Origin of the sequence: Pseudoxanthomonas sp. LjRoot143 (assembly GCF_964252945.1) — a bacterium.
In the GTDB taxonomy this organism is placed as follows: domain Bacteria; phylum Pseudomonadota; class Gammaproteobacteria; order Xanthomonadales; family Xanthomonadaceae; genus Pseudoxanthomonas_A.
The window spans coordinates 1544642-1569057 of the sequence record NZ_CAXUPM020000001.1; the positions used below are offsets into that span (position 1 = coordinate 1544642).

The window sequence follows — 24416 nt, forward strand, 5'->3', positions numbered from 1 at the left end:
TCGTGATCCTGCTGCCAGAAAAAGTCCGGGGGCAGCTTGTTGCTGACTGTCATGGCAGTCTCCAGAACGGGGGCAGACCGGGAACGTGCCGCAAAACACGTGGATGTAGCGTCAATGGAGAGGCCGCGCCATGGCTATGTGCTGCGTCGATAAGCCGCGCGAACCTTGGAGACGTGAGTACTGCCAGGTACGTGCCACCGCCAAGGATGCTCCACCGCCTTGGAAATGCCGATGCGGGGTGTCGCAGCGGGAGTGGCCGGTGGTGGCATACCGTCATCGATCAACCATACGCCGCTGTCACGCGTGACCAGGTCGGCGCCATTGAGCTCACCGGTAATGCCCAAGGCTTGAGCCAGGCGACCCGGTCCACTGCCCAGTTCGCGATCTCGACGCAGGTTGCCACGTGCCTGGCGAATGGCGTCCATCCGCTGCACGGGTTCAATTGCGCGAAGCAATACGCCAACGCCTTCTCCCGGCTCGCCACACACGGTGTTGGCACACCAGTGGATTCCGTAGCTGAAGTACACGTACAGATGGCCTGCAGGCCCAAACATGGTGGCGTTGCGCTGTGTCTTGCCGCGATAGGTATGAGCGGCCGGATCATTGGCACCGCAGTAAGCCTCCACCTCAACAATACGGCCAGCACGTCCATCACTCACAACGATCAGCTTGTTCAACAGCTCAGGAGCGACTTCGCGCGGGTCACGTTGATAGAACTCCCTGGGAAGCGGGCTCCGGGTCATGAGCGCTGTGGCACGGCCATTGCGGCACTTACGGCAGCCGCAATGGCATCGCGGTGGCATTGTGCCCAGCGGGCCAGCCACGCTTTACCCCGCTGCAGGGAGGGGACCGCGATACGGGAAGGCGGCTCAGTGGCCGTGGCAACCTGATGCAGCAGGGTTCGCACCACCCAGGCGTGTCCGGCCGGCTCCACCTGAGCCAAGGGCACTTGATGCATGGTCAGTACCCAGCGCGGGCCCTCTTCGCGCCAGGCGAATGGGCTAGGGGGCAGGGGATCGCAGGTCACGGGTAAGCTCCGGCGAGGAGGTCAGAGACCTGACGCTAGGGCGGGTAGCGTGCAGGTAGCGTCAAGTTTCCCCTGCGCGTGAAACGCCGCTTCCCACCGCGCTTCGGCGTTCCACACACCGATCACCTCGAAGTGGATCAACGCCTTGGGCGCGTTCAGCGAAATACTAATAGCGGGCGCGTTGGACGCTGACTAGCCTTGGGCGCAGCGTCTCGCATCGTGCGACGCACGAGGAAGAGGATGCGCCCCATGTTGAACACCGTTACTGACACGCTTGCCCACCGTCTGGGAGCGGCCACCATCGATCCCATCCCAGTGCCACTGCCCATCGCCGCGGCGGCCGCTCGCGCGGGGTTTCCCTCGCCTGCGGAGGACTTTCAAGACGATACGATCGACCTGAACGACATGCTCGTGCGCAATCCGCTGGCCACCTTCCTTTACCGCGCGGAAGGGTGGTCCATGCTGCACGCAGGCATTTGTGATGGCGATCTATTGGTGGTGGATCGATCGGTAACACCTATTGATGGCGACCTGGTCATCGCGATCTGGGAGGGCAACCAACCTGCCTGCAAAATCCTGAAGGTGTGCGCCGATCATCTGGAGCTGCACAGCCGCAATCCCCACTACGCCCCTATCGTTCTGGCGCCCGGCACCGAGGCCGAGGTCTTCGCCGTCGTCAGTGTGGCCCGTCAGGTACACCGAGGACGACATCGTGTTCGCTCTGGTTGACGGCAACAACTTCTACGCTAGCTGTGAACGCGTATTTGATCCGGGTATTCGGGCCAAGCCCGTGGTGGTGCTTAGCAATAATGACGGGTGCGCCATTGCGCGCAGTGCCGAGGCCAAAGCGCTTGGGATCCGGATGGGACATCCGATTCACCTGGTGCCCCCTCCATTGCGAAAGCAACTGGTGGTGCGCTCGGCCAATTTCACTTTGTATGGCGATATGAGCGCCCGGGTGGTGTCGGTACTGCGCGACGCGGCAGCGCGGGTGGAGGTGTACTCCATTGACGAGTCGTTTTTGGACCTATCAGGGATTGCCGATCCTGAGGCCTTCAGTCGGGGGCTACGCCAGAGGGTGCACCGTTGGACGGGCATTCCGAACTGTATTGGCGTGGCACCGACCAAGACCCTGGCCAAGCTGGCGAACAAGATGGCCAAGGCCGGCGCGGGTGTGGTCGTACTCGACACCCTAGATCAGCAGGCGCGGGCCTTGGAACATTTCCCAGTAGGCGACGTCTGGGGTGTGGGCCGACGCTGGTCGGAGAAGCTGGCAAGCTTGGGCATTGCCACTGCAGCTCAATTGCGGGATGCCCCCACCGACCTGATCCTGGAGCGTTTCGGCGTTGTGATGACACGCACCCAGCGGGAGCTGCAAGGTCAACCCTGTATGGCGTTGGAAGAGGTAGAGGCGGATCGTCAGCAGATTCTTGTCAGTCGATCCTTTGCGGATCGTGTAGAGGATCATGAAGCCGTGGCCCAGGCCGCCGCCACGTTTGCCGTGCGCGCCTGCGAGAAGCTGAGGCGACGTGGCTTGGTCACATCGGCCGTGGGGGTGTTTGCGCAGACCGATGCTTTTAGACCTGAGCTCAAGCAACACAACCCAACGCGCATGGCGAGCTTGCCGAGCGCAACCTCGGACTCCCGCGTAGTGCTAAGCGCCATCCGCCGATTGATGATAGGCATGCTACGAGCCGGCTACGGCTACAAGAAGGCCGGCGTGACGCTGACGGATCTGGCCAAGCCCCGCGACCTGCAAGGTGATCTCTTCACAGCGGCCATCGTGGGGGATGACCGCCTGATGGCCACCCTTGATCAAATCAATCGCAAGTTCGGTCGCGGCGTGGCAGGCCTGGGTGCCAGCGGATGGCAGGTCAAACCGGTGTGGGGAATGCGTCAGCAGATGCTGTCGCCTTGCTATACCACCTGTGCCCGTGATCTGCCTCGAGCCCTCTGCTAAGCCCGCCATGCTGTTCAGATCTCAAGAGCGTCACCGCTTTCCTTACCAGTATCCGACTCACCTGCAGTCGCAGGTCGACGCGTTGCCGCGTGCGGCCGGGGTTTACTACTTTCATGGCGACGGTCAATCGGTCCCGCTTTACATCGGCAAAAGCGTCAACATCCGTACCCGGGTGATGAACCATCTTCGTACCCCTGAGGAGGCGCGCCTGCTCGTGCAAACCCGGTCGATCACGCACGTAAGGACGGCGGGAGATCTGGGGGCACAGCTACTGGAATCGCAGCAGATCAAAGCCCTCCAGCCCCTCTACAACAAGAAGTTGCGCCGCCTGCAGCGGCTTTGCTCGATTGCATTGGATCTTGCCGGGGTGCGCTTTGTTTATTCCAATGAATCGGATTTTTCGTTGCGTGAGGGCCTCTACGGTCTCTTTGGGAGCAAGATCAGGGCAGTTGAGGCGCTGCGGACCTTGGCTGACGAACATAGCCTCTGTTATGCGCGTATTGGGATTGAGAGGACGTTGGGCGGACGGTCGTGTTTTCGATCCACGATCGGCCGCTGCGCGGGGGTGTGCAGCGGTAAGGAGGACGGGAAGGTGCACGACGCGCGTCTACGTGCAGCACTGACCTCGATCGAGGTAGCCAAATGGCCGTATCAAGGACGCATTGCAGTGGAAGAGCGAGATGAAGGCGGACGACAGCTTCATGTCATCGATCGTTGGCGCTACTGCGGCAGTGCGCGAACACTCAAACAGGCGCGGCAGCTCACACTCACCGATCGCCAGTTCGATCGGGATGACTACCACATCCTTGCTAAACCGCTCATCAGTGGCCAGTTGCGAATTAAGACCCTCTGACAAATAGGCGAGGGCGCCTCCCTAGCGCGCACTTCACCAAATTGATCACGACGGCAACTATCGTCCCCCGCACGCTAGCAGGCACGCAGGCAAGCGGGGTCCGGGGCGAGGCTATGCCGATAGACGGCCAAGCTGAATAATTCAGGTAGGCGTCTTAGACGTCTGCTACCGTGGGATCAGCTGGCAGCAGCAGCTCATTTTCGCGGACGGGAACCGCTCAGTGAACCTATGAGATTGAACCTCTACCGTGTGGACGGTGGCTACTTCGTATGTCCGGCCGATGCGCCTGTTCCTGCATCGCATGCTTCGGAAATCGGGGAGCGAGAGCCGGATATGCGCTTTCTTTCGCGTGATACGGCGGGTCGCAAGTTTATTGAAGATCATATGCGCATGAATGGTGCTGTCCTGATGGATCAGCGTGTAGCGGACATCATGCTTGCCGGCTATTCCGCATGGACATATCGGAGTTTCTAGAAGCGTGTGCTTGGCCCCTGCCTCGGCTGAGAGTCGAAGCTAGTTTCGGCCTGCTAGGGGTTGCCGCTGTTAGACGGGGGTTCGGTGCGCTTATGTCCTACACTGGTCGCAGGGCGAACAAGCCGTTCGCATTCTGAGAAGCTTGATGAGCAAACAGACGCTGGATTCTATCGCCACTGCCAAAGCCAAACTGGAAGAGGAGCTGCGGAAGTTGGAAGAGCAGGAGGTGCAATTGCGCCAGCAGCAGTCCACTGACGCCTACAACGAGGTGATCAGTCTGCTGTCCCAGTACGGGAGTGTGTTCACGGCCAAGCAGAAAGCCGAGATCGTGACGGCTGTGGGTGGTAGTAGCCCGGGACGAGCAAAAAAAACGACGACCAGCAAAGAGGTCGCGCCCAAGTACTGGTTACCCCACTCCCGTGAAACCTGGACGGGCAGGGGGCGCCCGCCACGCGCCTTTACCGCGTGGGAGGGGACAGCGGCCTACAAAGAGTGGAAGGCCCGCCATCCGAACGAGAAGTTCCCGAAGTTTCCGGGATGAGAGGGCTTGAAATTAGTCATCGGCTATTTTTAGAATTTTTACGGGAGGCGTTTTTTCGTCGGTGAACCATGAAGACGATCCTCGATAATGGGGCGGCGCTTGAACTGAGCGTCGAGCAAAGGCGGACAGATTTTGGCATTGCCTATTGGCAGGCCCGCTATAGCTTTGCCACGGGTGCTGGTTCGGCACGATTTCACGGAATTACGGTGGGATTCCATCCCAGCGAAGATGCCGCCGAGCACGCGGCGTTGAGAGAAGCGCGGACCCAGCGATGGGGCCGAATGCCCTGATCATCCGGGCTTTTCCGGTAGCTTGAGCACCGCAAGCATCGTCTGCAGCGTAGGCGGTGCGATCCAGTATTGATCCTCTAGCGGGGTCGCCACCGATGAAAAGACGCGCGTGAGGGCACTGTCCGGTAAGGAGTGCGAGGGGGAGAAGCACAGCTTGCCTTCGTAGGATCCCTGAGCCAGTTTGAGTCGCCGCGGCAACTCACTCGTTAGGGTGTATTTGACGATCTCCACATTTCCTGGGTACTGCAGCGACACCGACGCCATGCTCCGCACCGTGGCCCAGCACGCATACCGCCAATGGCCCAAGCTGTAGCGCGCATCGTTGGGCTCCAGCAGAGAAGGCAGCCCTGCCAAGTAGAAGTCACCGAAGTGGTGAATCCGTAGCTGATGTTGCAGGTAGGCATAGATTTCCTGGGGTAGGAGTTCCTGCCATACCCCCAACCAAGCCGGAGCGAAAGCGGGGTTTCTTGCCTCAGTGAGCAGGAACTGCCGCAGTTCCCCCTCCACCTCCTCCAACGGTGCATGCGCCCAGGTGTAGGCCCACGTGTGTTTGTCAGCGCCTACTACCGGATAGCCCTCGCTCTGACCGGGCAGATCGACCCGAATCAGGCCCAGCGTGGCAAGCACCGTGAGCACGGCGTGCGTACCCTCGACGGTCGGGGCCAGCCGCATGGGGGAGTGGTGGGCCTGAAGCAGTGCCAGGAGATACAAGGCGCCACGGCCCCCCAAGTGCGCCACATCGAGGATATGAGGCGCATCCGGGCGCACTGAGGTGGTACGAGCCGGCTTTGTTCTCTTCATGGATCCGACAGACCGGTCGAAAGGGGCTCACAGCTGAGGCAGGGGGTCTTGTCGCGTTGCCTACCCTCTAAGAATATCTTAGTATCCAAGCGTGCGTCACTTCGCCATCCTTATGCCTTCCTTGAGGGGGCGAAAGTGACCAGGCGGACGGTTGAACACCCGGTTTTCTCACGGCGGCTAGCATTTGCTCGGGAAAGGGCCGGCTTATCCCAAAAACAGCTCGGCATACTGGCCGGCTTGGATCCCGCCGTGGCCTCACCGCGTATCAACCAGTACGAACGGGGTAAGCATGAGCCCCAACTCAAGACAGCCAAGCAGCTGGCGGACGTGCTAGGTATTCCGGCAGCATTTTTCTTCACTGAAGACGAGCTTCTGGCTCAACTCCTGCTGCAGTGGAATGAGCTTTCACTCAGTAAAAAGAAGGCCTTAATTAAGAGCATTGAGCCGGCCACTGGCACCCGAAAATTATCGCGCTAGGCAGACATCGGTAATATGTCTGTCCCGCAAGGGTCTTGTTCCTTGCCCCGTCCGCCAAGCCGTCATTTTGTTGATAGATTGTGGCCGTCCTGCTGTAAGTGATGAATTGCTACCAGCCGTCTCGATTTGGAGCCGGAGGCAAAGTACGGCGACTATGGCATGAGGCGAGCCTACGGGGCAGAAGATGCGAATCGAGTGCCGAAGCGCCCCATCATTTGCAGTCGAGTGCGAATCTTTGACGCACCCATTGGACCGAACAAGATCATGGCCGGACTCCACCACAACGCCCAACTAAGCAGAGTCCTCTTCGGATCATTAGTAGAACAACTAGGCTCAACGTTTGCCCTATATTTTCCGCGGAGGCTCAGGCGGTCAGCAATGGAAGAAAGGTCCTCTACTACGAGCGACCATGCAAAACGCACGTTAGTGAGATGAATGCGCGGCGTTCATATAGGAAGACGGGCACTGGCGACGCAGCGGAGAGGTCCGGGTTCCGCGATCGCTGCACCGTCGCGGGCCATGCCCTTTCTTGACATCTCGTTCGCGTCGCCTGCGCTAAAACATGTGTGTGCCCGGTCCGCTTGAGCGCAGTGCCCTGCGGACTGCGGCGCACCTCTCCCTGATGATCGACACGAAGCGGCCTCGCCGCCGGAGTCAGCATGGCCGAGTTATCGCTGCCGTCCCCTCGGGACGACGACGTATGGGACCGCCTGCAGTGGCGGATACATGAGCTGTTGCGCTTGGAGACCGATCCACTGCTGCGCGAAGCGTTGTACCGCCGCAGCGAGACCTGCATCCGCGAGTACGGCGACGCCGACGACGGCTTCCGCGCCGCACGTCTGCGCCAGTTCCAGCTCGCGTATCTTCTCAGTGCGGAGCGTGGCCCGCTGTCGCTCTGTTGAGCCACTGCATGGATTGGATGTCGTCAGCGCCCGCGCGCACGCCTTCGTCGTTCCCTTCCACCCCTGATCTGGGCGAACGACTACTGTGGGGCGATCTGGTGGCCGGCAGTCGACGGATCGGTGAAGGCCTGCGCGACGCGGCCCGTCTATGGCACGACGCGCTGAGTGAGGCCGCCGCGCAGTGGCCGCTTCTGCTTGTCGGCACTGTCGTGCTCGGCACTCTGCTGTTGGCTGTCCGGCAGTGGTTGCTGCCTGCGGTGCGCACACGCATGTTGAGCCGCTGGAGCGGCCACCGCCTGGGCGAGTCACTGTCGGCCCTCGTGACCGTAGTCCTCGGCGGCCTGGTCGCCTGGCTCGCAGCGTCCCTGCTATTGCAGCTCTTCGTATGGGCGGCGCAACCGGATCCCGCGGTGCGCGCAATGGCACGTACGCTCGTCGCGGTGGCGACGCTCATGGCGATCATCACGGCGACAGGCCGGGGTCTGCTGCGCATCGCAAGCGCGGGGCAGCCTGCGTGGCCCGGCGCCAGCCTCCTGCAACCGGCTCCCTACGTAGTCGCCTTCGCATTGCTGGCCGCTGCCCTGTTCGACCAGTACGCGCTGCTGGGGCCGGCAGCCCCGGCGATGGCCGGGGCTGCCCGGTTCGCATCCGTGCCGGTGCTCGCACTGGCGATCGCGTTCCTGTTGTCGCGCAGCGCCCGGGCATTGGGCACGTATGAAGACAACGGGCAGGTGGCTCAGCGCCGCATCGTCCACGTCGCGCGGGCCCTCGTGCTGCTCGGTTGGGTCCTGCTGTTCCTGGTGGTTGCCGGGCTGCTGACCGGTTATGTCGCGCTCGCCGCCTTCGTCGCCAAGCAGTCCTTGTGGAGCCTGGTCGTGCTGGGCTGGCTGCTGCTGGCATGGTGCACGATCCGCGACGCCAGCGACCTGCTGACCGGCCGGCGCGAGGGGCTCATGCACTGGTCGCGCCGCCTGGGTCTCGGCACGCGGCGACTGCAGCAGGCGGTGGTGCTGGCGGGCGGGGTGATGACGCTTGTCGTTGCCTGCCTGGCGTTGATGCTGCTGAGCGCGCCCTACGGTTTGGGTCCGGACGATCTGTTCGGCCGCATCTTCGACGAGGGCGGGCGGTTGCGTCTGGGCAACCTGAGCTTCAGTCCGGTGCAACTGCTGCGCGCGGTCCTCGTACTTGCGCTGGCCGTTGTCGCGGCGCGCCTGCTGGCGCGCTGGATGTCATCCCGCCTGCTGCCTACCACCCGTCTCGATGCCGGCGTGCAGACGTCGGTCACGACGCTGGTCGAATACGTCGGCGTGATCGTCGGCATCGGGCTTGCGCTAGGGGCGCTGGGGGTGGAGGCCAACCGCATCACCTGGATCGTCAGTGCACTGACCGTGGGCATCGGCTTCGGCCTGCAGGCGATCGTGCAGAACTTCATTTCCGGCCTGATCCTGCTGATCGAACGACCGGTCAAGGTTGGCGACTGGGTGGTCGTGGGCGATGCCGAGGGTGACGTGCGCCGCATCAATGTACGCGCCACCGAGATCGCCTTGGCGGACCGCACCACGGTGCTCGTGCCGAACTCGGAGCTGATCACAAAGACCGTGCGCAACCGGACCTTCACCGCCGGAGACGGGCTGGTGAAGCTGGTGCTGCCAGTGCCGGCCGTCGCCAACATCGAGCAGGTGGTCGACATCATCAGAGAGGTGGTGCTGGAACAGCGGGAGCTCAAGTCAGCACCCGCGCCCCAGGTGCAACTGGAGGACATCAAGGACAACAAGGTGTGGATCGGCGTCTCTGCCTATGTCGACGGGCCGCGCCAGGTCAACCGTATCCGCGCGGAGGTGCTGTATGTGCTGGTACAACGCCTGCAGGCCAGTGGGGTGGCACTGGCCTGATGGGTCAGGTGCGCACCTGCAGTGATACGGTGCCGAGGGGATCGCCCTCCACGAACGCCGCCACCCGGTTCCCTGCACTGCGGAACACAAGGTCGACCCGCTGATCGCCGACAGCAAGGTCGTTGATGGTGACGTCCTGAATGCCGAAAGGTAGTTCGGCGCGATGCACATGGATGGTCTTGCCTGCGCTGTCCACTTCCACGCCCAGGCAGGCCTGCAGCAGCATGAACGCCGAGCCCGCCGCCCATGCCTGCGGCAGGCACGCGACCGGATAGGCGACGGGCGGCGCGCCCTGGGTGCGGGCGAAACCGCAGAACAGCTCCGGCATGCGCATGTCGAAGTGGACCGCCGCTTCGAAGGCGCCGCGCAACAGCCGCGTCGCGGCCCCGCGCACGCCGGCCATGGCCAGCCCGCTGGCGCAGATCGCCGAGTCGTGCGGCCACACCGAACCGTTGTGGTAGGAGATTGGATTGAACCGCGCTTCGCCGCGTGCGACGGTGCGGATGCCCCAGCCGGTGAAGAAGGCCGGCGACATAAGCTGGTCCGCCACGGCGGATGCGCGCTCCGGTGGCGGCAGGCCGAACTGCAGCAGATGCCCCGCATTGCTGGTGCGCACGGCGCATAGCGCACCGTCGCCATCCAGCGCCAGCCCGTAGTAGGCCGCGTCGTCCATCCAGAAATGGCGCTCCACGGTGAAGCGCAGCTCCTGCGCCCGGCGTGCCCAGTGCGCGGAGGCGCGGCTGTCCCAGCGCTCGCCCAGTTCCGCCATCGTCCGCAGTGCCGCGTAGGCGTACCCCTGCACCTCGACCAGCGCGATGGGACCCTCGGCGAGCCTGCCGTCGGCATGGAACACCGAATCGCCGCTGTCCTTCCATCCCTGGTTGGCCAGCCCGCGATCGCTGGCGCGGGAATACACCAGCAGGCGGCGTGGGTCCGCATCGCAGACGCGTTCGATCCACTGGACGGCGGCGAGCAGGGCCGGCCAGAGTTCCTTGATCGTCTGCAGGTCGCCGGTACGACGGAGATAGGCGCCTGCCAGTGCGATGAACAGCGGCGTGGTGTCGACGCCACCGTAGTAAAGGCCGAACGGAAGTTCTTTCAGCGCGGACATCTCGCCCTTGCGCGTCTCGTGCATGATCTTGCCCGGCGCGGCATCGAGGAACGGCGACTCTTCCTTCGCCTGATGCCGGGCCAGGAAACGCAGCACGCCCTTGGCCAGCCCCGGGTCCAGCCACAACGTCTGCATCGCGGTGATCACGGCGTCGCGGCCGAACGGCGTGGAAAACCACGGAATGCCGGCGTAGGGGTAGGGACCGGTCTCCAGTTCGCTGGTCAACAGCGCCAGGTCCGATCGGGAACGCCGCATCCACTGGTCGAACAGCGGACCACTGCTGGACACCCGGGCGCCGCGCCGCTGCCGACGGCGCATGTGGCGTCGCGCTTCGGACGCTTCATCGCGGTAGCGCTGGCGTGCCGGGGTGGCTTCCTGGTCAGCGCCGATCTCCGTGTACAGTTCTTCCGATGCGCCGGGCGCGAGTGTCAGCACGAACTCCATGCAACCGGGCTCGGGTTGCGCAGGGGGGCGCGAGAACAGCACCGACGACGTGCGTTGCACGCCATCAAGCCCCTCGTAACGGAACGCATAACCCCACTCGCTGCTCTCCGGCCCGAGCAGGCGGCCACGCGCCGGCCGACGGCTGCCGCGCACTTCGAACATATCGACGAAGTCCGCATCCAGACGAAATCGCAGCGGCAGGCGCGCCGGCAGGTTGCCGTAGTTCATGCAGGTGATGCGCTCGAACATCCGCTGCCGGCACAGGAAACGGCTGCGCGTGATATGGATCAGCCCTTCGGGTGCACCCATCTCGTCGATTGCAGACAACGCGCGATTGGTCAGATGCGCGACGAACAGGACATTGTCCTGGGTCACGGCCGAACTAAGCAGTGCCGGCTCCTGCTCGCCCAACAACATTTCGTAGCGGGACACGATCCGTGTGTCGTGGACGAAGAAGCCCTCGGCAGGCGCCACGATGTTCCCCACGCTGTTGGCGACGAGAAAGCTGTCGCCGTCCTTGAGGACGTAGCGCGCAAGCGGGACGGACTCGTTGGTCTCCATGCCTCAGGCCTTGAGGCGTCGAGGCGTGCCCTCCGCCATCCGCAGGTAGAGATCCTCGTAGTCGGCCGCCATTCTATTCACGTCGAAGCGCCGCTCGAAGTGCCGGCGCACGTCCGTCCTGTTCAGATCCCGGCAACGTCCGACCGCGGCGACGCCCTCTTCAATGCTGTCGACGATGAAGCCGGTCTGGCCCTCGTCGACCACCTCCGGCACGGAGCCCTCTCGCCATGCGATCACCGGGGTTCCGCACGCCATCGCCTCAATCATCACCAGCCCGAACGGCTCGGGCCAGTCGATGGGGAACAGCAGGGCGGCGGCGTTGCCGAGGAACTCGGGTTTGCCGGCGTCATCGATCTCGCCGATGAACTCCACGCCGCCACTGGCCAGCATCGGCTCTATCGTCTCGTGGAAGTAGCGTTTGTCCGCTACGTCGACCTTGGCGGCGATCCGCAGCGGCAGGCCCGCGCGCCGGGCGATCTCGATGGCCCGATCGGGCCGCTTCTCGGGCGAGATGCGTCCCAGAAAAGCCAGATAGTCGCCGCGAGGTTGCATGGGCGGCAGCAGCAGGGAAGACGGCATGCCGTGATGGATGGTCTGCCACCAGTTGGCCCACGACATCGGCGTGCGTTGATGATCCGAGATCGAGACAAGCGGAAACTGCGACCAGCGCCGATAGGCCTTCGGCAGATCCTGCTTGTCCTGTCGTCCATGCAGGGTGAACACGCACTTGTGTGCGATGTCGTCGAAGAAGGGGAAGGGCAGAAGATCGATGTGGAAATGCAGTACGTCGAACTCATCTGCCCGTTCGCGAAGGCCGTCCAGCATCTCCATGTGCGCGGCCACCGCCGACTTCAGTGGTGCCGGGTCCAAGCGCAAGGCGACATCGCGGAAACTGACCAGCCTGGCCGAGGTTGACGAGTCGCCGCTGGCGAACAGGGTAACGTCGTGCCCGCGCGCGACGAGCGCCTCGGTGAGGTACGACACCACGCGCTCGGTGCCGCCATAGAGCTGCGGCGGCACCGATTCCAACAAGGGCGATATCTGCGCGATCCTCATGACAGTGCTCCATCGCTGACCGGCAGCAGGGCAGCCGACGCCGGCATGGACAGCTGCGGCAGCGCGCCGGGCACTGGTCGCGACTCCTTGTGGAGCCGCGCCAGGAAGGCCTGCGCCCAGGCACCGATGCTGTTGGTGCGGAGCGTCTCGTACATGGCCGACCAGCGTTTGACGCGCTCGGCCTTGGACATCGTCCGGGCCTGCGCGATGGCGTCCGCCATGTCGCCGGCATCGTGCGGGTTGACCAGCAGCGCGTCGGTCAGCTCCTGTGCCGCGCCGGCGAAGCGCGACAGGACCAGTACGCCAGGATCGCGCGGGTCCTGCGCGGCGACGTATTCTTTCGCGACGAGATTCATCCCGTCCCGCAACGGTGTCACCAGCGCCATGTCGGCGGCGCGGTAGAAGCCCGCCAGCACATCGTGCGGATAGCAATGGTTGACGTAGCGGATGGGCGTCCAATCCGGACGCGCCAGCCGGCCGTTGATGTGGCCAGCGACACGTTCGAGATCTTCGCGCAAGGCCCGGTACTCCGGAACATCTTCACGGCTCGGCGGCGCGATCTGCAGGTAGGTCAGCTGGCCGACATCGGCGGGGTGGCTGTCGAGGTAGCTGCCGAATGCCTGAAAACGCTCCGGAAGACCCTTTGAGTAGTCCAGGCGATCCACGCCGATCGCCAGCCGACGGTCCGCCAGGCTGCGGTGCAGCGATGCGACCGCGTCGCGACCACTGGCCGACACGGCATCGCGCGCGACCTGGGCGGCATCGATCCCGATGGGGAAGGCTTCGACCACGCAGGTGCGCGCGTCGATGCCCATGGTGTCGAAGTAACGGCGCAGGTTGTCGGCGTCCGCGTCCGTCTGCACGCCCACCAGGTCGTACTCGGCCAGGGCGGAGAACAGTTCACGGTGGTCCGGCAGCATGCACAGGACGTCCCACGACGGGAGGGGAATATGCAGGAAGAAGCCGAGACGCTGGCCCAGTCCGCGTGCGCGCAACGACCGTGCGAGCGGAATGAGGTGGTAATCGTGCACCCAGACTTCGTCGTCGGCGCGCAGTTCGCGTGCCAATGCACCGGCGAAGCGGTCGTTGACCGCTAGGTAGTGCGCATACTCGCCGCGGTCGAAATGGATGAGGTCAACGCGATAGTGGAGCAGGGGCCAGAGCGCGCGGTTCGCGAACCCGTGGTAGTACCCATCGAACTCCTGCTCGGGAATATCGAGCAGGCAGAACCGGATGCCGTCGCCGATCTGCATGCGCGGCGGCGCTTCGCCGAACTCGCCGCTCCAGCCGCACCACACGCCGCGGCGCTGCTTCAGCACGCTGTGCAGCGCGACCGCCAACCCGCCTGCATGGACCGCGCCGGGGTAGGCGACGCGATTGGATACCACGAACAATCTACTCACGTTGTTTCTCCTTGAAATGGTGCTCCGCGTCGTCGTGGGCCAGCCACGCGAGGACATCGTCGGGATCTGCGAGCGTGAATCGTGCAGCGCTGGGCCTGGGTGTTGCGCCGACGCGGATGCTGATGCCTCCCAAAGCGTTGACGGCCTGGAAACCAGGCTCGTCGGCCGGATCGTCGCCCGCGAACACGGGAAGACGGCCGGCAAATGGCGGGTGTGCCATGAAGGCTGCGATGGCCTTGCCCTTATCCATGCCCCGCGGCCTGATTTCGATGCCGTGCGCCCCGACATGCAGTTGATGCGTCGGGGTAGCGGCGGCAAGACGTTGCGCGAACGCGGCAAGGTCCGTCGCAGCCGCAGGGTGGGCGCGCCAATGCAGGTACAGGCACGGCCCGTGCGATTCGATCAGCGCACCCGGATAACGATCGACGATGCCCGCGGCCTCCATCGTCCAATGCGCCGGTATCGGCGTCCAGGCGGAATCGGCTGGCGCGGGTCGGACCTGGAGTCCGTGCAACCCTGCGGCGCGTGCGGGGACCTGCGGGTGGAACAAGGCGTCGAGTGCGGCGAGACTGCGTCCCGTCACCAAGGCGACCGCACCATCGAGCTTGTCGTGCAACGCGGTCAGGATCGTGGCGACGCGCGCGTCGAGGACCACGGCATCGGCGCGTGCCACATGAGCGGTGAGCGTTCCGTCGACATCGAGGAACAGCGCCCAATCGTCGCGGGGAGAAGGAGGAGTTCGGTCGCCATCGTCTGGGGTCATGAACACAATCTAGAAGCGATGGCGTGATACCAATGTGCAGTGAAATGTAAACGCGTGGTGTCGGGTATTCAGTCGCGCGTCTGGGGAATGAACGGTGATACAGGGTCGCTGGCGGGAAGCGTCTCCTCAAGTGCTTCACCTTGGTTGTCGCTGCGTGCGACTTCCCCTCTTCTGCTGCACGGTGACATCGCGACATTTCGATGGCGCGTCCGAGGATGGTAGCCACCGCGATCGATTCATCAAGAATTCATTCGGAGGCGCGACGCGGGTTCTTCCGAACTGGAGCGCGGGGCTATGTGCCGCCTTGAACGAGCAGCAATCAGTGTCGTCCAACTTGCTTGAGCGGTCGGCCGCGTTTCACAGGGCTTCCATCAGTCTGTGTCTGGCCTACAGCTGTCATGACGGCTGCTATATCCACTTACAGCCAAAAGCTGTCGTTCACATGCGTGAGAACGATGGGGGGTAAGAACAGGTACCAATACAAGTCAGAATCGCTCCTGACATCGTCGCCCCACTGGCTGTACAGATAACGATCGCCCCCTCTTAGAACAAATCGGTACTTCACGTAGAAGCGGCAAGCCGAGACGTTAGAAGATTGAGTTTCGAGAAGGATGGCATGGAAGTTCATGCCCGCCGCCCAGGCAACCGCTTCGTCCATGAGTCGCCTGCCCACGCCCGCGCGTCGGTACGGACGTGAAACAGCTATGCCATCGATGTTCGCGCAGTCATTTCCATCCAACGGTGGCGAGCAGATAGCCCGCAAGCTGGCTGCCATCATTCGCCGCGAGCAGCAATCGAGCCGTAGCAGAATCGGACTCTTACAGCGATTTGTCGAGGCCGTAAGCCCTTGTGCGCCGATCTACGGGCATTCCGGACCCGTCAAACGGAGGGACGGCCTCGTGTTCTGTCTCAAAGGAGAAATCCGCCTCCGCGAGGACCTGCGGCGCGATTCGCTCAACGTGTTCGATTTTCATTAAGCCGGTTCGACGTTGGGGTGGGACAGATACGGAATGCTTCGACCTTACTTCGTCGAGAACGGAAATTAGCATCAGTGCGGCGTGATCTTCTGGCTCGGGTCCGCCATGGGTCGGAAGCGGACATCGGCGGGGCAGGGGATTAGGAAGATTTATCGGGGGTAGCCCAGAGAGGGTTTCTTGGCACGATGTACCACCTAACGACCTTTCGTGATCTGCATTAGGACCAGGCAGACACATGCCTGAAGATTGCTGTGGAGGGCAGGGCCATCTCATCAATCGTCCCGGCGAGCTCCTCGGAACGAGGAGCCCACAAGTTGGCGTGTAAACACATGGGTAGGTGCGGCAGCGGCGTAGGGTCCCATCCCACTCGTTTGTGCACCACCCTTCCGTCCACCGACCACGCAATGTAGCCCGGTCGCCAGTCGATCGTGTAGCGATGAAACTCTTCCGTCGCATCAAACCCGAGCTCAATGCGACATGGCGTGCCACGATAGCCAAACGCCATGTTCGCCCCCTCGTCGCCGGGATTGAAGTACACATTGACCAGCATGCCTGTGGGGTCGCCACCCGCGAGTTCGATATCGATCTCTTGGCGCGGTTGGCTGCGATGCAAGAAGAATCCGGTGACTAGGCCTGGGCCAGAAGCTGCTTTTATAACGGCCTCGAAGCGCCCGTGCCCAAAGGCGTTTATGGAGGCGAACGCGCCTGAGCGGTAACGTCGTCCACCCACGGCGTTGCCCTTGCTCAGGGTCAGGTGTAGCCCGTCATCCTGGTGTACGACGCCCTCCATCCCGAACGAAGCCAGATTTCCTGGGAAGGTTTCGACGAGCGTCCGAAACGGAGAGCGATCCCGCGCGGTAGTTGCGTCCGCGAGACACTGTCCGCGATCCGGTGCTATTTCTGCGCTGGGAGGGGATGGTCGCCAATCGCTACGCGGTGGCAAAACCCAAGGCGAAGGATCCAGTCGGTACGCGTTTCCTCGGATTGAGTCGGGGAGAGCCCGTCGAGCAGCATCAGAACGATCATCTCTGAAAACACGTAATCCGCGTTCCGCGCCCATGGGGAATGCCTCGGCAGGCCGGTCAAGCCCAAGGAAGGCGCAGATACTCAGCCATCGATCACCGTTTGAGGCATCCGGCGAGAGGATAAGTGTCCGAGCATTCGGCAGACGTCCGAACCTGCTCGCTAATGGCGGCGATTCCAGCAGAAATTTGACCTTAGAATCGGCGATCGTCGTAGACAGCGCGCCAGGGGCGAGCGGCGGGTCAACGATCGCGTCGAAGGTTCCAAACAGAAGGGGGAGATCGTGCGCCTGGATCTCTTCCTCATCGCCGTCATATACCCGCACCCTTAATCCCAGCATCGACAGCGCCATGGCGAGACTTTCGTGCAAGCCGCCCGACGTCCAGGCAACAAGCGGCCCGAAACTATCTCGAGTGGGGGGACCCGGAGCCGGGCCTGCATCGATGGTCCCGGCGCGCGCCAAGTAGGGAAGGATGGAGTAGGAATTGTCCGAGCCAGCGTCCTGTCGTTGCAAAATGACGGGAGAATGTAGCGCGAGCGCGCCTAACGCTTCGAAACGAAAATTCATCCAAAGATCGACCGGACCTACCACGGGCATGGCTCGCAATAGGGTCGCAGCGCCCTCGCGAGAAAGAACGTAGCCAGAAAGAAACCATAAGCCTCGCACTGGCCGAAACACCACGTCATCCAGATTGATTCGCTCCGCTGTGCCACCGGCATCGTCGTAGGAGAAATAGATGAGTTTGGGCCCCTCGTTGGCGCCGCAGTGGCGGTGGGCGGCGCTCCATCCCTGATCGATCAATGTGGCGGCGTCGCGTCTGAACCAGACATCGTCTTCGAGCACGAGAACGTAATCGTCAGCGCCGGCCACGATGGCCTTCCACACCTCCACGTGGGATCTCGCAACCGCGACTTCCTGACGCGTCATTCTGACCAGTTCATCTGGGCCGAAGCAGGCCAACAGTCGAGGGTCAGGTTGAACGTGAAGCTGGTCACCAATACGGTAGATCGTGTCGACATCGCCAGTAGCCGCGACAGCTCGGCCGTCACGCGCATCCACGGCGGCCAAACGTCGTGTGATCGAAAGCAGCGAGGTACCCTCAAACGTTCGAAAACGAGCCAGCTCGCGACATACACGTTGCCATCGCTGCGGCTGGCGGTCGAGATTAATCACCATGATGGCCCCGATCCGCGCCTCGCCCATGCCGAAGGCAAGGATGCGCCTTGCCGGGAGGAGGCTCACCAGCGATCGCGAGAGGCTGAAGATTAGCCTGCTAAATGCACCCGACACGTCCCTGATGTTCATCACTATTCCTTTCGGCGTTATGTATCCAGAGCATCCATGTGGCGCCAGTTACGAGCGTCCCCCCGGTAACTCAGGTCCCACCGCGTTTCGGCAATGGCATCCCAGTCCTCCAGCAATACAAAGTCCAAAGGTTCGTAGGAGAGCACAAGTTCGCATGCATGTGCCACCAAGGCGGCCGTCAGGTTTCCGGGGCCGGTGGTCGACTGTATTTCTGGACGCGGATCGTCGCCGAGGAGCTTGTTGGTCGCGCGCTCGAGTGCGCGCTTCAGAACGGGGTGGCCGGCCGGTGCCGCAAGTGGATCATTGTTGACATAGAAGATCCGATCCGCCGTCCGCAAATCGCTTTGCCATATCATGGAAGCCGGAATCATGGCGGCTGAGGCGATGTCGTAACAAAGCGGCTGTAACTTCAACGCATCATCGGTGAAGAGTGTTCTCCAACGGTCGCCTAGCAGAACATCGTCCGCATCGACGTACAGGCCACCTTCGGCAAGGACAAAGCACAATCTCAGATAATCGCAACGCATCGCCGGGTGCCGGCAACGTGCAAAGGCTTGCAGGTGACGTCGGTCGTATCGCTCGGCGATGTAGTTTGCGGCCGAAGCGTCGCTGAACATCCGGAACTGGAAGCCTTCGCTATGCAAGCGGTCCCAACTGGCCAGGCATGCGGTGACGTCATCTGGAATTTCGTTGGGATCGTGCCAGTACCTGATCAAAGTTCGGGGCACACTTACGGCATTCTTCGATCCGTCAACCTTTGCCATTGCCGGGTGACGCAGCACATGGAGTGTCAGCTCGCGCACGAAAGCCGAACGTAGGCGGTCATCCTCCTCGAATCCAGGCGGGTAACCTCCGATCGTGATCATGAAAGGCCACAATCTAGATCGATAGCGTGCAGGCGGTATGCCTTATGACCCGGCCGCGGCAGGCAATGACTCACAGTGCTTCGCTCTGATTAGAAGTCGCGCTCATGTATGCCTGATAATGGCTGGAGGACTTCCTCAAATAAACGCGACTGTCGACCACGAATCCGTCCAAATCGTGCTCGCACGCATATGTGTCTAGATCGCGAAGGTTGTTGATGAAGCCACGACCATTGAAGTTCAAGGATGTGTTGCACAAGACGCCGTAGCCCGTGCGCGACCGGAACGCACTGAGTAGGTCATGCATCGGCCCGTTCGTTGCGGCGGTTACTGTCTGGATTCTGGCTGTGCCATTAACATGAGTGACAGCGGCAAGTGCTTCTGTCGCAGTCCGGTAAGTGAACAGCATGTATGGACTAGCCTGGTCGCTGCCAAACCACCTCTTGGCCTCGTCAAGCAGGCAGACCGGTGCGATAGGGCGGAATGACTCGCGCTGTTTGAGCGCATTAAGCCTTATCCGTGTGGTTTCACGGAATGGCGCAGCAATGATAGATCGGTTGCCTAGCGCGCGGGGACCAATCTCGTAACGTCCGTTGACCCACCCAAGAATGAAATCGCTCTCCAGGAGCTCGGCGATCTCGTCGGGCGTGGTGTCGTGAATCTCGTACTTTTCAGTGTCGACAGGCCCGTCGTTGCGAAACGGGAGTCCGCTGTAGACGTTCCATTCGATTTTCGGATTCCCCGTGAAGTGAAATTGGGCATCGATCGCCGTCCCTATAGCGGAGCCCGAATCGTTGGGGACGGGCGGCACGAACACGTCAGAGAAGAAGCCGGTCGCCCTCCACTGACTGTTCCAGTCACAGTTGAGGCCACAACCACCGGCAATCACTAGCGGGCGACCCTTGGTCAGATTGTTCTGCGCAAATGAATAGAATCTGTTGAAGATTGCATCGCTGTAGATGCCCACGAAGTTTCGAAATTCGGGGTCATCCAAGCCGGCATCGCGATGCGGGGCATCGGATAGTTCTTCGTACGCACTCAACGCCTGGAAAGGACGATCCAGCAGGAAACTGAGCAACCTCTTCTCATCGACCGTCGGCTCACTCCTGGTTGAGAAAGATGCCAGCGCCATGAGTTTCCCGGCGTCGGACAGGCGAGGATAGGGTCGATCTTTGGCGAAGGTCGGATCGGCTAAGCCGTAGAGGAGCCCGTATCGATTGCCCGGCTGGTCTAGCACGTCACCGACTAGCGAGATATTGAATGCAGCATCGATCTCATAGAAGGCCCCGATGCCACCCTCCCAGACTAAGGCGTAGCAAGGTGTGCCTTTAGGTAGCGGTGACATCCCAAAGGCGCAGAGTATGTGGGACCTTTCGTGCGACGACGAAAAATATCTCACTGCTCGATTCATGAACCGGGTTTGCCCCACGAGCACGTCCGTTGCGGCGACGCCCTTATACCCAGCATTTCGGTTCGATCTGTGAAGAAACTCATGATGATCGCGTGGCCACCATCCTCCGACACACATTACATCAGGAGCATCGTCCATTTCGCCGATAACGTTGAGGATGTTCGCGCCAGATAGCGGAGAGTATCGATAGTTCGAATCCTTCTCTTCTTCAATGGACAAGACTAATCGGGCGTCTTGAAGAAGGGCGACGGCGCCATCGTGGCCTGGGTTGTACGAGAAGATTCGCATACTTCATCCACCTTGTGGCCATGTTGGGCAGACAGGTCACCCCGCCGTTCGTCACCGGGTCATGCTTCTCGTGCCCCAGGTGCTCAGTCATCTCGGCTTCGAGCGCCACCGCACACCTTCCCCCGAAACCTTCGTCCATGTTTCCTAGATCATAGGGCCGAACCGGCGGCCGGCAAGTATCAGAGCTGGCTGGCCTCGTGGATGTCTTCAGGGGCGAACAGATCGGCGGCGCGCAAGGTGGCGGCGGCGCGTGCGGGGTCAGCCGTGTACAGGACCACCACCAAGTCCTTGGTGGCCCGCGAGCAACAGACATACAGGAGCCGGCGGGTCCGCTCGAAGACACTCTCCTTGCCCTGCGCGCGATTGTCGAGATCGGCCTGCGAGGGCGGACGGAGGCCCAGCAGCTTTTCATAGGAGAACTGGCGGTGCTGGCTTTCATCGTCGTCGATGAGCACGATCACCCGGCCAAACTCGGCACCCTTCACGCCCTGATGCGTGGCATAGCGTGAGATCTGTGTCTGGTAACGATGGTACCCTGCTGCCTGCGATGCAGGGCAGGCGAAGTACCTTCGCAACACGCTAGCCTCGCGAGCCCGCTCTTGCGCCGCTGTGTCGGCGGCGTCCGCCGGCGGGGCGGCCTCATCGGCCTGTGGCGGCGCATCGATGTACGCGGCAAGGCGATCATCGAGAGACAGCATCGACTGCGCGACGGCGAAGCGCAGCACGTCCAGAATGGTTGCCGTGGAGGCCGCGGCCATCATCTCGGCCAAATCCTCGGTGGCCTGCTTGAGCCGGGCGAAGACGTCACGCGGATCGCCCTCGCCGCGCATCGCAGCCGCGGACAGTATCGGTGAGTGATTGCGGAGGGTCGCAATCACGTCGAACGCGTTTCCCGCCACGCTCGCTTCGGCAAGCGGCAGGAGAACGTCGCGAAACGGGCGCAGCGGCCAGGTGGTGCCGTCGCGAAATCCATCGCTCAATGCAATCGGGGCATCGTCCACGAACGCGGCGTGCAGATCAGCGAAGTCCAGGCGATTGGCGGCCATGCGATGCTCGATCACCAGGATACGAACGTCGCTTTCCACACCATCGTCCTGCCAGCCTCCGTCCCCGTCGGCGTCCGCGAGCCACTGGCGCACGCGGATTAGGTTTGCCTGGCGATGCTGATCGGTCGGGAGCACGAACATCCGGGCTGAGCCCGAAACCGCGCGCAATGCGCCTCCGTCATGCTCGTGGCGGCCGCCTACTTGCTCTAAGCCGTCTGCTGGGGCGCGAATGCGGTTGATTACGTCCAGCACCTTTCCCGGGCAACGGAAATTCTGCGGCTTGGTGATCTGCCGCCATGCGGCCTCTGTCGGGATGTTACCGACACCGGTGGCGTAGATCTTCTGCATCGGATCACCGAAGAAGCCGAGAGTGAACCGGCCCGGATGGGCGATGGCGACGGTGCGCAAGGCATCCACGACATTGGGAAACGTGTCCTGGCTCTCGTCGACGAAGAAAAAGGGGTGCTTGCGGGCCAGCAGCGCCTGTAGCAGCGGGAAGCGCTGGATCAGTGCCGGCCCCATCTTGATGATGTCGTCGTGACCGAGAATGCCCCGCCGATAGTTACTGCCGGTGCCGTAAGTGAACTGCCGCACCTCGCCCATCTGTGGAATGCCTTGCTCCAACCGGTCGATGGCCTGGGCATTACGTTCGCGTGTGCGCGCTTGGACTCGGACGCCGAAGTTATCGCGCTCCTCGCGCAGCTCGTCCAAGCGAGCTCGCATGTGGTCGATGACCCACGCCGCGATATTGGTCTGGAAGGGCTTGATCAAGTCCCACAGAAAGCTGTGGATGGTCGAGACGTGGTAGAGGGGCAGATTGCCCACATCACGCCAGATCTCCGCGACCGCCACCTCGGTGTAGGTGATGCAGGCCACCTGCTGGCCGTTCGCGCGGAGGGTTGCGCCGTGTCGGACGGCGATGAAATCTAGGGCCTTCACCAATGAGGTGGTCTTGCCGGAGCCCGCACCGGCCAGCATCACGAAACAAGGGCGACCTGCTGCCGCCAGGACTTCCTTCAAAGTCGTGTCCGCGGGCGTGTCCGGGTTGTGGATGCGCCGGGTCATGCCGCCTCCGCGCCGGGCCCTTCGACTCCCTCCGGCTCAGCCACCACGGCTTCCACTCGCCCGTTGAGCCAGCGCAGGCCATCGGCGATGTAGGTCGGGACCTGCCAAGGCCCCTCGGCCATCATCAAGGCCAACGCAAAATCGGTCTTGCGAAAGCCGCTGCCGCGAATCCGCTTGTGCAGTTTGGTCGTGACTTCGCCGACGGTCTGCTCCGCACGGCGCACGACCTTCAGGCCGAGTGGCTTTTGCGCTTCCTGCTGACACCAGTCGAGGTTCTCGAACGCGAAGGCTTCCTCGAACGTGCGTCCGGCTATGCGTCGGTGACCGTCCGCCCAAGTCACCGTGAGCTCAGTTTGGTAGGCCACGCGCACGGATGCGGGTTCGGTTGCGGTCGGTGGGGGGCACTTCTTGGCGTCACCAGCGGCCAGCAGCTCCGCGATCGTGGTGAGGCCGGGCAACCACTGCCGCAGCGACTGATTGGAGGTTACCGCGCCAGCCTCGTCGGCCATGCACGCCTCGCCGGCATTGTCTTCATCCTCGTCAGCTTCGTCATCTGGTGATTGCGGTGCCGCGACCGACTCAACGCTGTCGAGATCGGTGATGACCAGTGTGTGCAACCCCAGAAAGTGGATCAGGCTGCGGAATCGGTGCGCAAACGCCCCGCCCAGTTCCAGGATGCACAGGTACTTGGACTGCAACTCCGGGGCGACACGATCGATCATCAGCGGCAGGAGCAGGCGCTCGACACTGCCCTCCACCAGGACTGCAGCATCGGCGAAGAAGAGATCACAATGGGTCAGGCGCATGTAGCGCAGAAGAAAATCGCGGCTGGCGGCTTCATCCTCGTAGAAGCGGGACAGACTCAGCACGGTCGAGTAATGGCCGTCGGTCATGCGACGGAAGTACCGAATCGGCCTGAAGTTGCTCTCGTAGATGATGTGCGGCGAGTGCGTGGTGACGACGATCTGCGTAGTCAGGTCGGCTTCGGGCAGGATCTTGCGGATCTTCTTGATAAACACCTGCTGGAGCTGGGCGTGCAGGTGCGCTTCAGGCTCTTCGATGAGGACCAGGTGGACAGGGGGGCGCGGATCCTCCTCGTCAGCCCAGCGCTGATGCTGGTCAAGAATCTCGATGATCATGTAGATCAGGTTCTTGAACCCGAGGCCGTTGTATTTATCAGGCAGGGTCTTGGCGTTCTCACCCGGAGCAGCATCGCCGGGATCGCGCAGGGTGTAGTGCACCGCCGTGCTGCGGCTGAGGATGCTCTCAGGATCAAACGCGGAGCGGATGACCAGGTTCGGGTCCGCGAAACCGGGGTAGCCCAGCTCATTGAGGCTGGCCAAGGTGCCACCGAACACCAGCTCCAAGTGGTCGTTGAGCTCCTTCTCGGAACGTGCCAACGCCGCGACCGCGCGGAAGTCGTCGCCGTACTTGGCCAGGTTCCGCTCATAGAACCGGCTCAGCCGCCGCGATAGGTTTTCCGCCTGCGCCTTGGGCTCGTCCGACAGGTGTCGCTGCGCGCCGATGAGGTCGACACGAATCAGGTTTTTGATGATGGTCGCGCCCGCCTCGCTGGCGTCACCGAGCTCCATGGGCGTGTAGCCAGGCAGCGGACGATGATCAGCATCCAACTGCTGGGGATCGAGTACGTAGTAGTGGATCTTGTACTCGTCGCCGAGCTTGCGCTCGAGGTAGGCATGAAGGGACCGGGGCCAAGGGTGGTAGGCCGCTTCGTCCCGCGCCGCATACTCGGCCGCTTTGGCATTTGCTTGCCGGTAGTTGGCGAGCAGCTCGGCCTGGTTGCGGGGGGCGAACTCGAGGCGTACACCGACCGGCGCATCCTGCCAGTCAAGGTTCGGTAGCAGCCGGATCACCCGGTGCA

General features: G+C 62.3%; 21 protein-coding genes and 1 pseudogene. 10 read left to right on the forward strand and 12 right to left on the reverse strand.

Translation table 11 applies throughout. From position 1 onward, the window contains the following. Positions 1-134: 134 nt before the first annotated feature. The gene (locus tag ACSQ1W_RS07245) at positions 135-743 is read right to left on the reverse strand and encodes a DNA-3-methyladenine glycosylase (RefSeq protein WP_436042575.1); all 609 of its coding nucleotides are present in this window, start codon (positions 741-743) and stop codon (positions 135-137) included. A gap of 533 nt (positions 744-1276) precedes the next feature. On the opposite strand from ACSQ1W_RS07245, the gene ACSQ1W_RS07250 reads away from it, so the two are divergent. The 6 genes from ACSQ1W_RS07250 to ACSQ1W_RS07275 all read left to right on the forward strand — a co-directional run bounded on the left by ACSQ1W_RS07250 (position 1277) and on the right by ACSQ1W_RS07275 (position 5145). Further along, positions 1277-1756 carry a LexA family protein gene (locus ACSQ1W_RS07250; RefSeq protein ID WP_436042577.1) on the forward strand — a complete coding sequence of 160 codons (480 nt, stop codon included), beginning with the start codon at positions 1277-1279 and terminating at the stop codon, positions 1754-1756. Next, the gene (locus ACSQ1W_RS07255) at positions 1740-2987 is read left to right on the forward strand and encodes a Y-family DNA polymerase (protein ID WP_436042579.1); all 1248 of its coding nucleotides are present in this window, start codon (positions 1740-1742) and stop codon (positions 2985-2987) included. The genes ACSQ1W_RS07250 and ACSQ1W_RS07255 overlap by 17 nt, the downstream gene beginning before the upstream one ends. Positions 2988-2994: 7 nt before the next feature. Further along, the gene (locus ACSQ1W_RS07260) at positions 2995-3840 is read left to right on the forward strand and encodes an endonuclease (protein ID WP_436042580.1); all 846 of its coding nucleotides are present in this window, start codon (positions 2995-2997) and stop codon (positions 3838-3840) included. A 228-nt stretch (positions 3841-4068) separates the two neighbouring features. Next, on the forward strand, positions 4069-4314 hold the full coding sequence (locus ACSQ1W_RS07265) for a hypothetical protein (protein ID WP_436042581.1): 246 nt from the start codon (positions 4069-4071) through the stop codon (positions 4312-4314). Between the two features lie 145 nt (positions 4315-4459). Then, positions 4460-4855, forward strand: a complete 396-nt coding sequence (locus ACSQ1W_RS07270) for an H-NS histone family protein (protein WP_436042582.1) — start codon at positions 4460-4462, stop codon at positions 4853-4855. 68 nt (positions 4856-4923) lie between these two features. Beyond that, entirely contained in the window at positions 4924-5145 is a 222-nt protein-coding gene (locus ACSQ1W_RS07275; RefSeq protein WP_436042583.1) for a hypothetical protein, read from the forward strand. On the opposite strand, the gene ACSQ1W_RS07280 is transcribed toward ACSQ1W_RS07275, so the two are convergent. Continuing rightward, positions 5146-5817 (reverse strand): hypothetical protein, encoded by a 672-nt coding sequence (locus ACSQ1W_RS07280; RefSeq protein ID WP_436042585.1) that lies wholly within the window; start codon positions 5815-5817, stop codon positions 5146-5148. Between the two features lie 264 nt (positions 5818-6081). Between ACSQ1W_RS07280 and ACSQ1W_RS07285 the strand changes: the two genes are divergently transcribed. From ACSQ1W_RS07285 to ACSQ1W_RS07295, 3 genes are all read left to right on the forward strand, one after another. Further along, positions 6082-6423 (forward strand): helix-turn-helix domain-containing protein, encoded by a 342-nt coding sequence (locus ACSQ1W_RS07285; RefSeq protein ID WP_436042586.1) that lies wholly within the window; start codon positions 6082-6084, stop codon positions 6421-6423. 659 nt (positions 6424-7082) lie between these two features. After that, entirely contained in the window at positions 7083-7325 is a 243-nt protein-coding gene (locus tag ACSQ1W_RS07290) for a hypothetical protein (RefSeq protein ID WP_436042587.1), read from the forward strand. Positions 7326-7342: 17 nt separating this feature from the next. Then, positions 7343-9217: a mechanosensitive ion channel family protein gene (locus ACSQ1W_RS07295; RefSeq protein WP_436042588.1), complete on the forward strand. Its 1875-nt coding sequence runs from the start codon at positions 7343-7345 to the stop codon at positions 9215-9217. Positions 9218-9221: 4 nt separating this feature from the next. On the opposite strand, the gene ACSQ1W_RS07300 is transcribed toward ACSQ1W_RS07295, so the two are convergent. From ACSQ1W_RS07300 to ACSQ1W_RS07320, 5 genes and pseudogenes are all read right to left on the reverse strand, one after another. Continuing rightward, on the reverse strand, positions 9222-11333 hold the full coding sequence (locus ACSQ1W_RS07300; protein ID WP_436042589.1) for an amylo-alpha-1,6-glucosidase: 2112 nt from the start codon (positions 11331-11333) through the stop codon (positions 9222-9224). Between the two features lie 3 nt (positions 11334-11336). Next, positions 11337-12389, reverse strand: coding sequence for a glycosyltransferase family 4 protein (locus ACSQ1W_RS07305; protein ID WP_436042590.1), 1053 nt, complete (start codon positions 12387-12389; stop codon positions 11337-11339). A gap of 92 nt (positions 12390-12481) precedes the next feature. Continuing rightward, positions 12482-13792, reverse strand: a pseudogene (locus ACSQ1W_RS07310) (alpha,alpha-trehalose-phosphate synthase (UDP-forming)); the annotation flags it as partial. After that, positions 13785-14555 (reverse strand): trehalose-phosphatase, encoded by a 771-nt coding sequence (otsB, locus tag ACSQ1W_RS07315; RefSeq protein WP_436042592.1) that lies wholly within the window; start codon positions 14553-14555, stop codon positions 13785-13787. The pseudogene ACSQ1W_RS07310 and the gene otsB, both read right to left, overlap by 8 nt. A gap of 418 nt (positions 14556-14973) precedes the next feature. Next, a complete protein-coding gene (locus tag ACSQ1W_RS07320; protein WP_436046141.1) occupies positions 14974-15330 on the reverse strand; it encodes a GNAT family N-acetyltransferase in 357 nt (118 codons plus the stop codon). Between ACSQ1W_RS07320 and ACSQ1W_RS07325 the strand changes: the two genes are divergently transcribed. Beyond that, a complete protein-coding gene (locus tag ACSQ1W_RS07325; protein WP_436046272.1) occupies positions 15212-15532 on the forward strand; it encodes a hypothetical protein in 321 nt (106 codons plus the stop codon). The two genes, ACSQ1W_RS07320 and ACSQ1W_RS07325, sit on opposite strands and share 119 nt — an antisense overlap. A 217-nt stretch (positions 15533-15749) precedes the next feature. On the opposite strand, the gene ACSQ1W_RS07330 is transcribed toward ACSQ1W_RS07325, so the two are convergent. The 5 genes from ACSQ1W_RS07330 to ACSQ1W_RS07350 all read right to left on the reverse strand — a co-directional run bounded on the left by ACSQ1W_RS07330 (position 15750) and on the right by ACSQ1W_RS07350 (position 24408). Then, positions 15750-17861 (reverse strand): family 16 glycosylhydrolase, encoded by a 2112-nt coding sequence (locus ACSQ1W_RS07330; protein WP_436042593.1) that lies wholly within the window; start codon positions 17859-17861, stop codon positions 15750-15752. A gap of 17 nt (positions 17862-17878) precedes the next feature. Continuing rightward, the gene (locus ACSQ1W_RS07335; protein WP_436042595.1) at positions 17879-18727 is read right to left on the reverse strand and encodes a glycosyltransferase family 32 protein; all 849 of its coding nucleotides are present in this window, start codon (positions 18725-18727) and stop codon (positions 17879-17881) included. Positions 18728-18797: 70 nt separating this feature from the next. Beyond that, positions 18798-20423: a carbamoyltransferase C-terminal domain-containing protein gene (locus tag ACSQ1W_RS07340; protein WP_436042597.1), complete on the reverse strand. Its 1626-nt coding sequence runs from the start codon at positions 20421-20423 to the stop codon at positions 18798-18800. A 179-nt stretch (positions 20424-20602) separates the two neighbouring features. Beyond that, positions 20603-22534: a UvrD-helicase domain-containing protein gene (locus tag ACSQ1W_RS07345; RefSeq protein WP_436042599.1), complete on the reverse strand. Its 1932-nt coding sequence runs from the start codon at positions 22532-22534 to the stop codon at positions 20603-20605. Continuing rightward, positions 22531-24408 (reverse strand): ATP-dependent nuclease, encoded by a 1878-nt coding sequence (locus ACSQ1W_RS07350; protein ID WP_436042601.1) that lies wholly within the window; start codon positions 24406-24408, stop codon positions 22531-22533. Before ACSQ1W_RS07350 ends, ACSQ1W_RS07345 begins: the two co-directional genes overlap by 4 nt. Positions 24409-24416 lie beyond the last annotated feature (8 nt).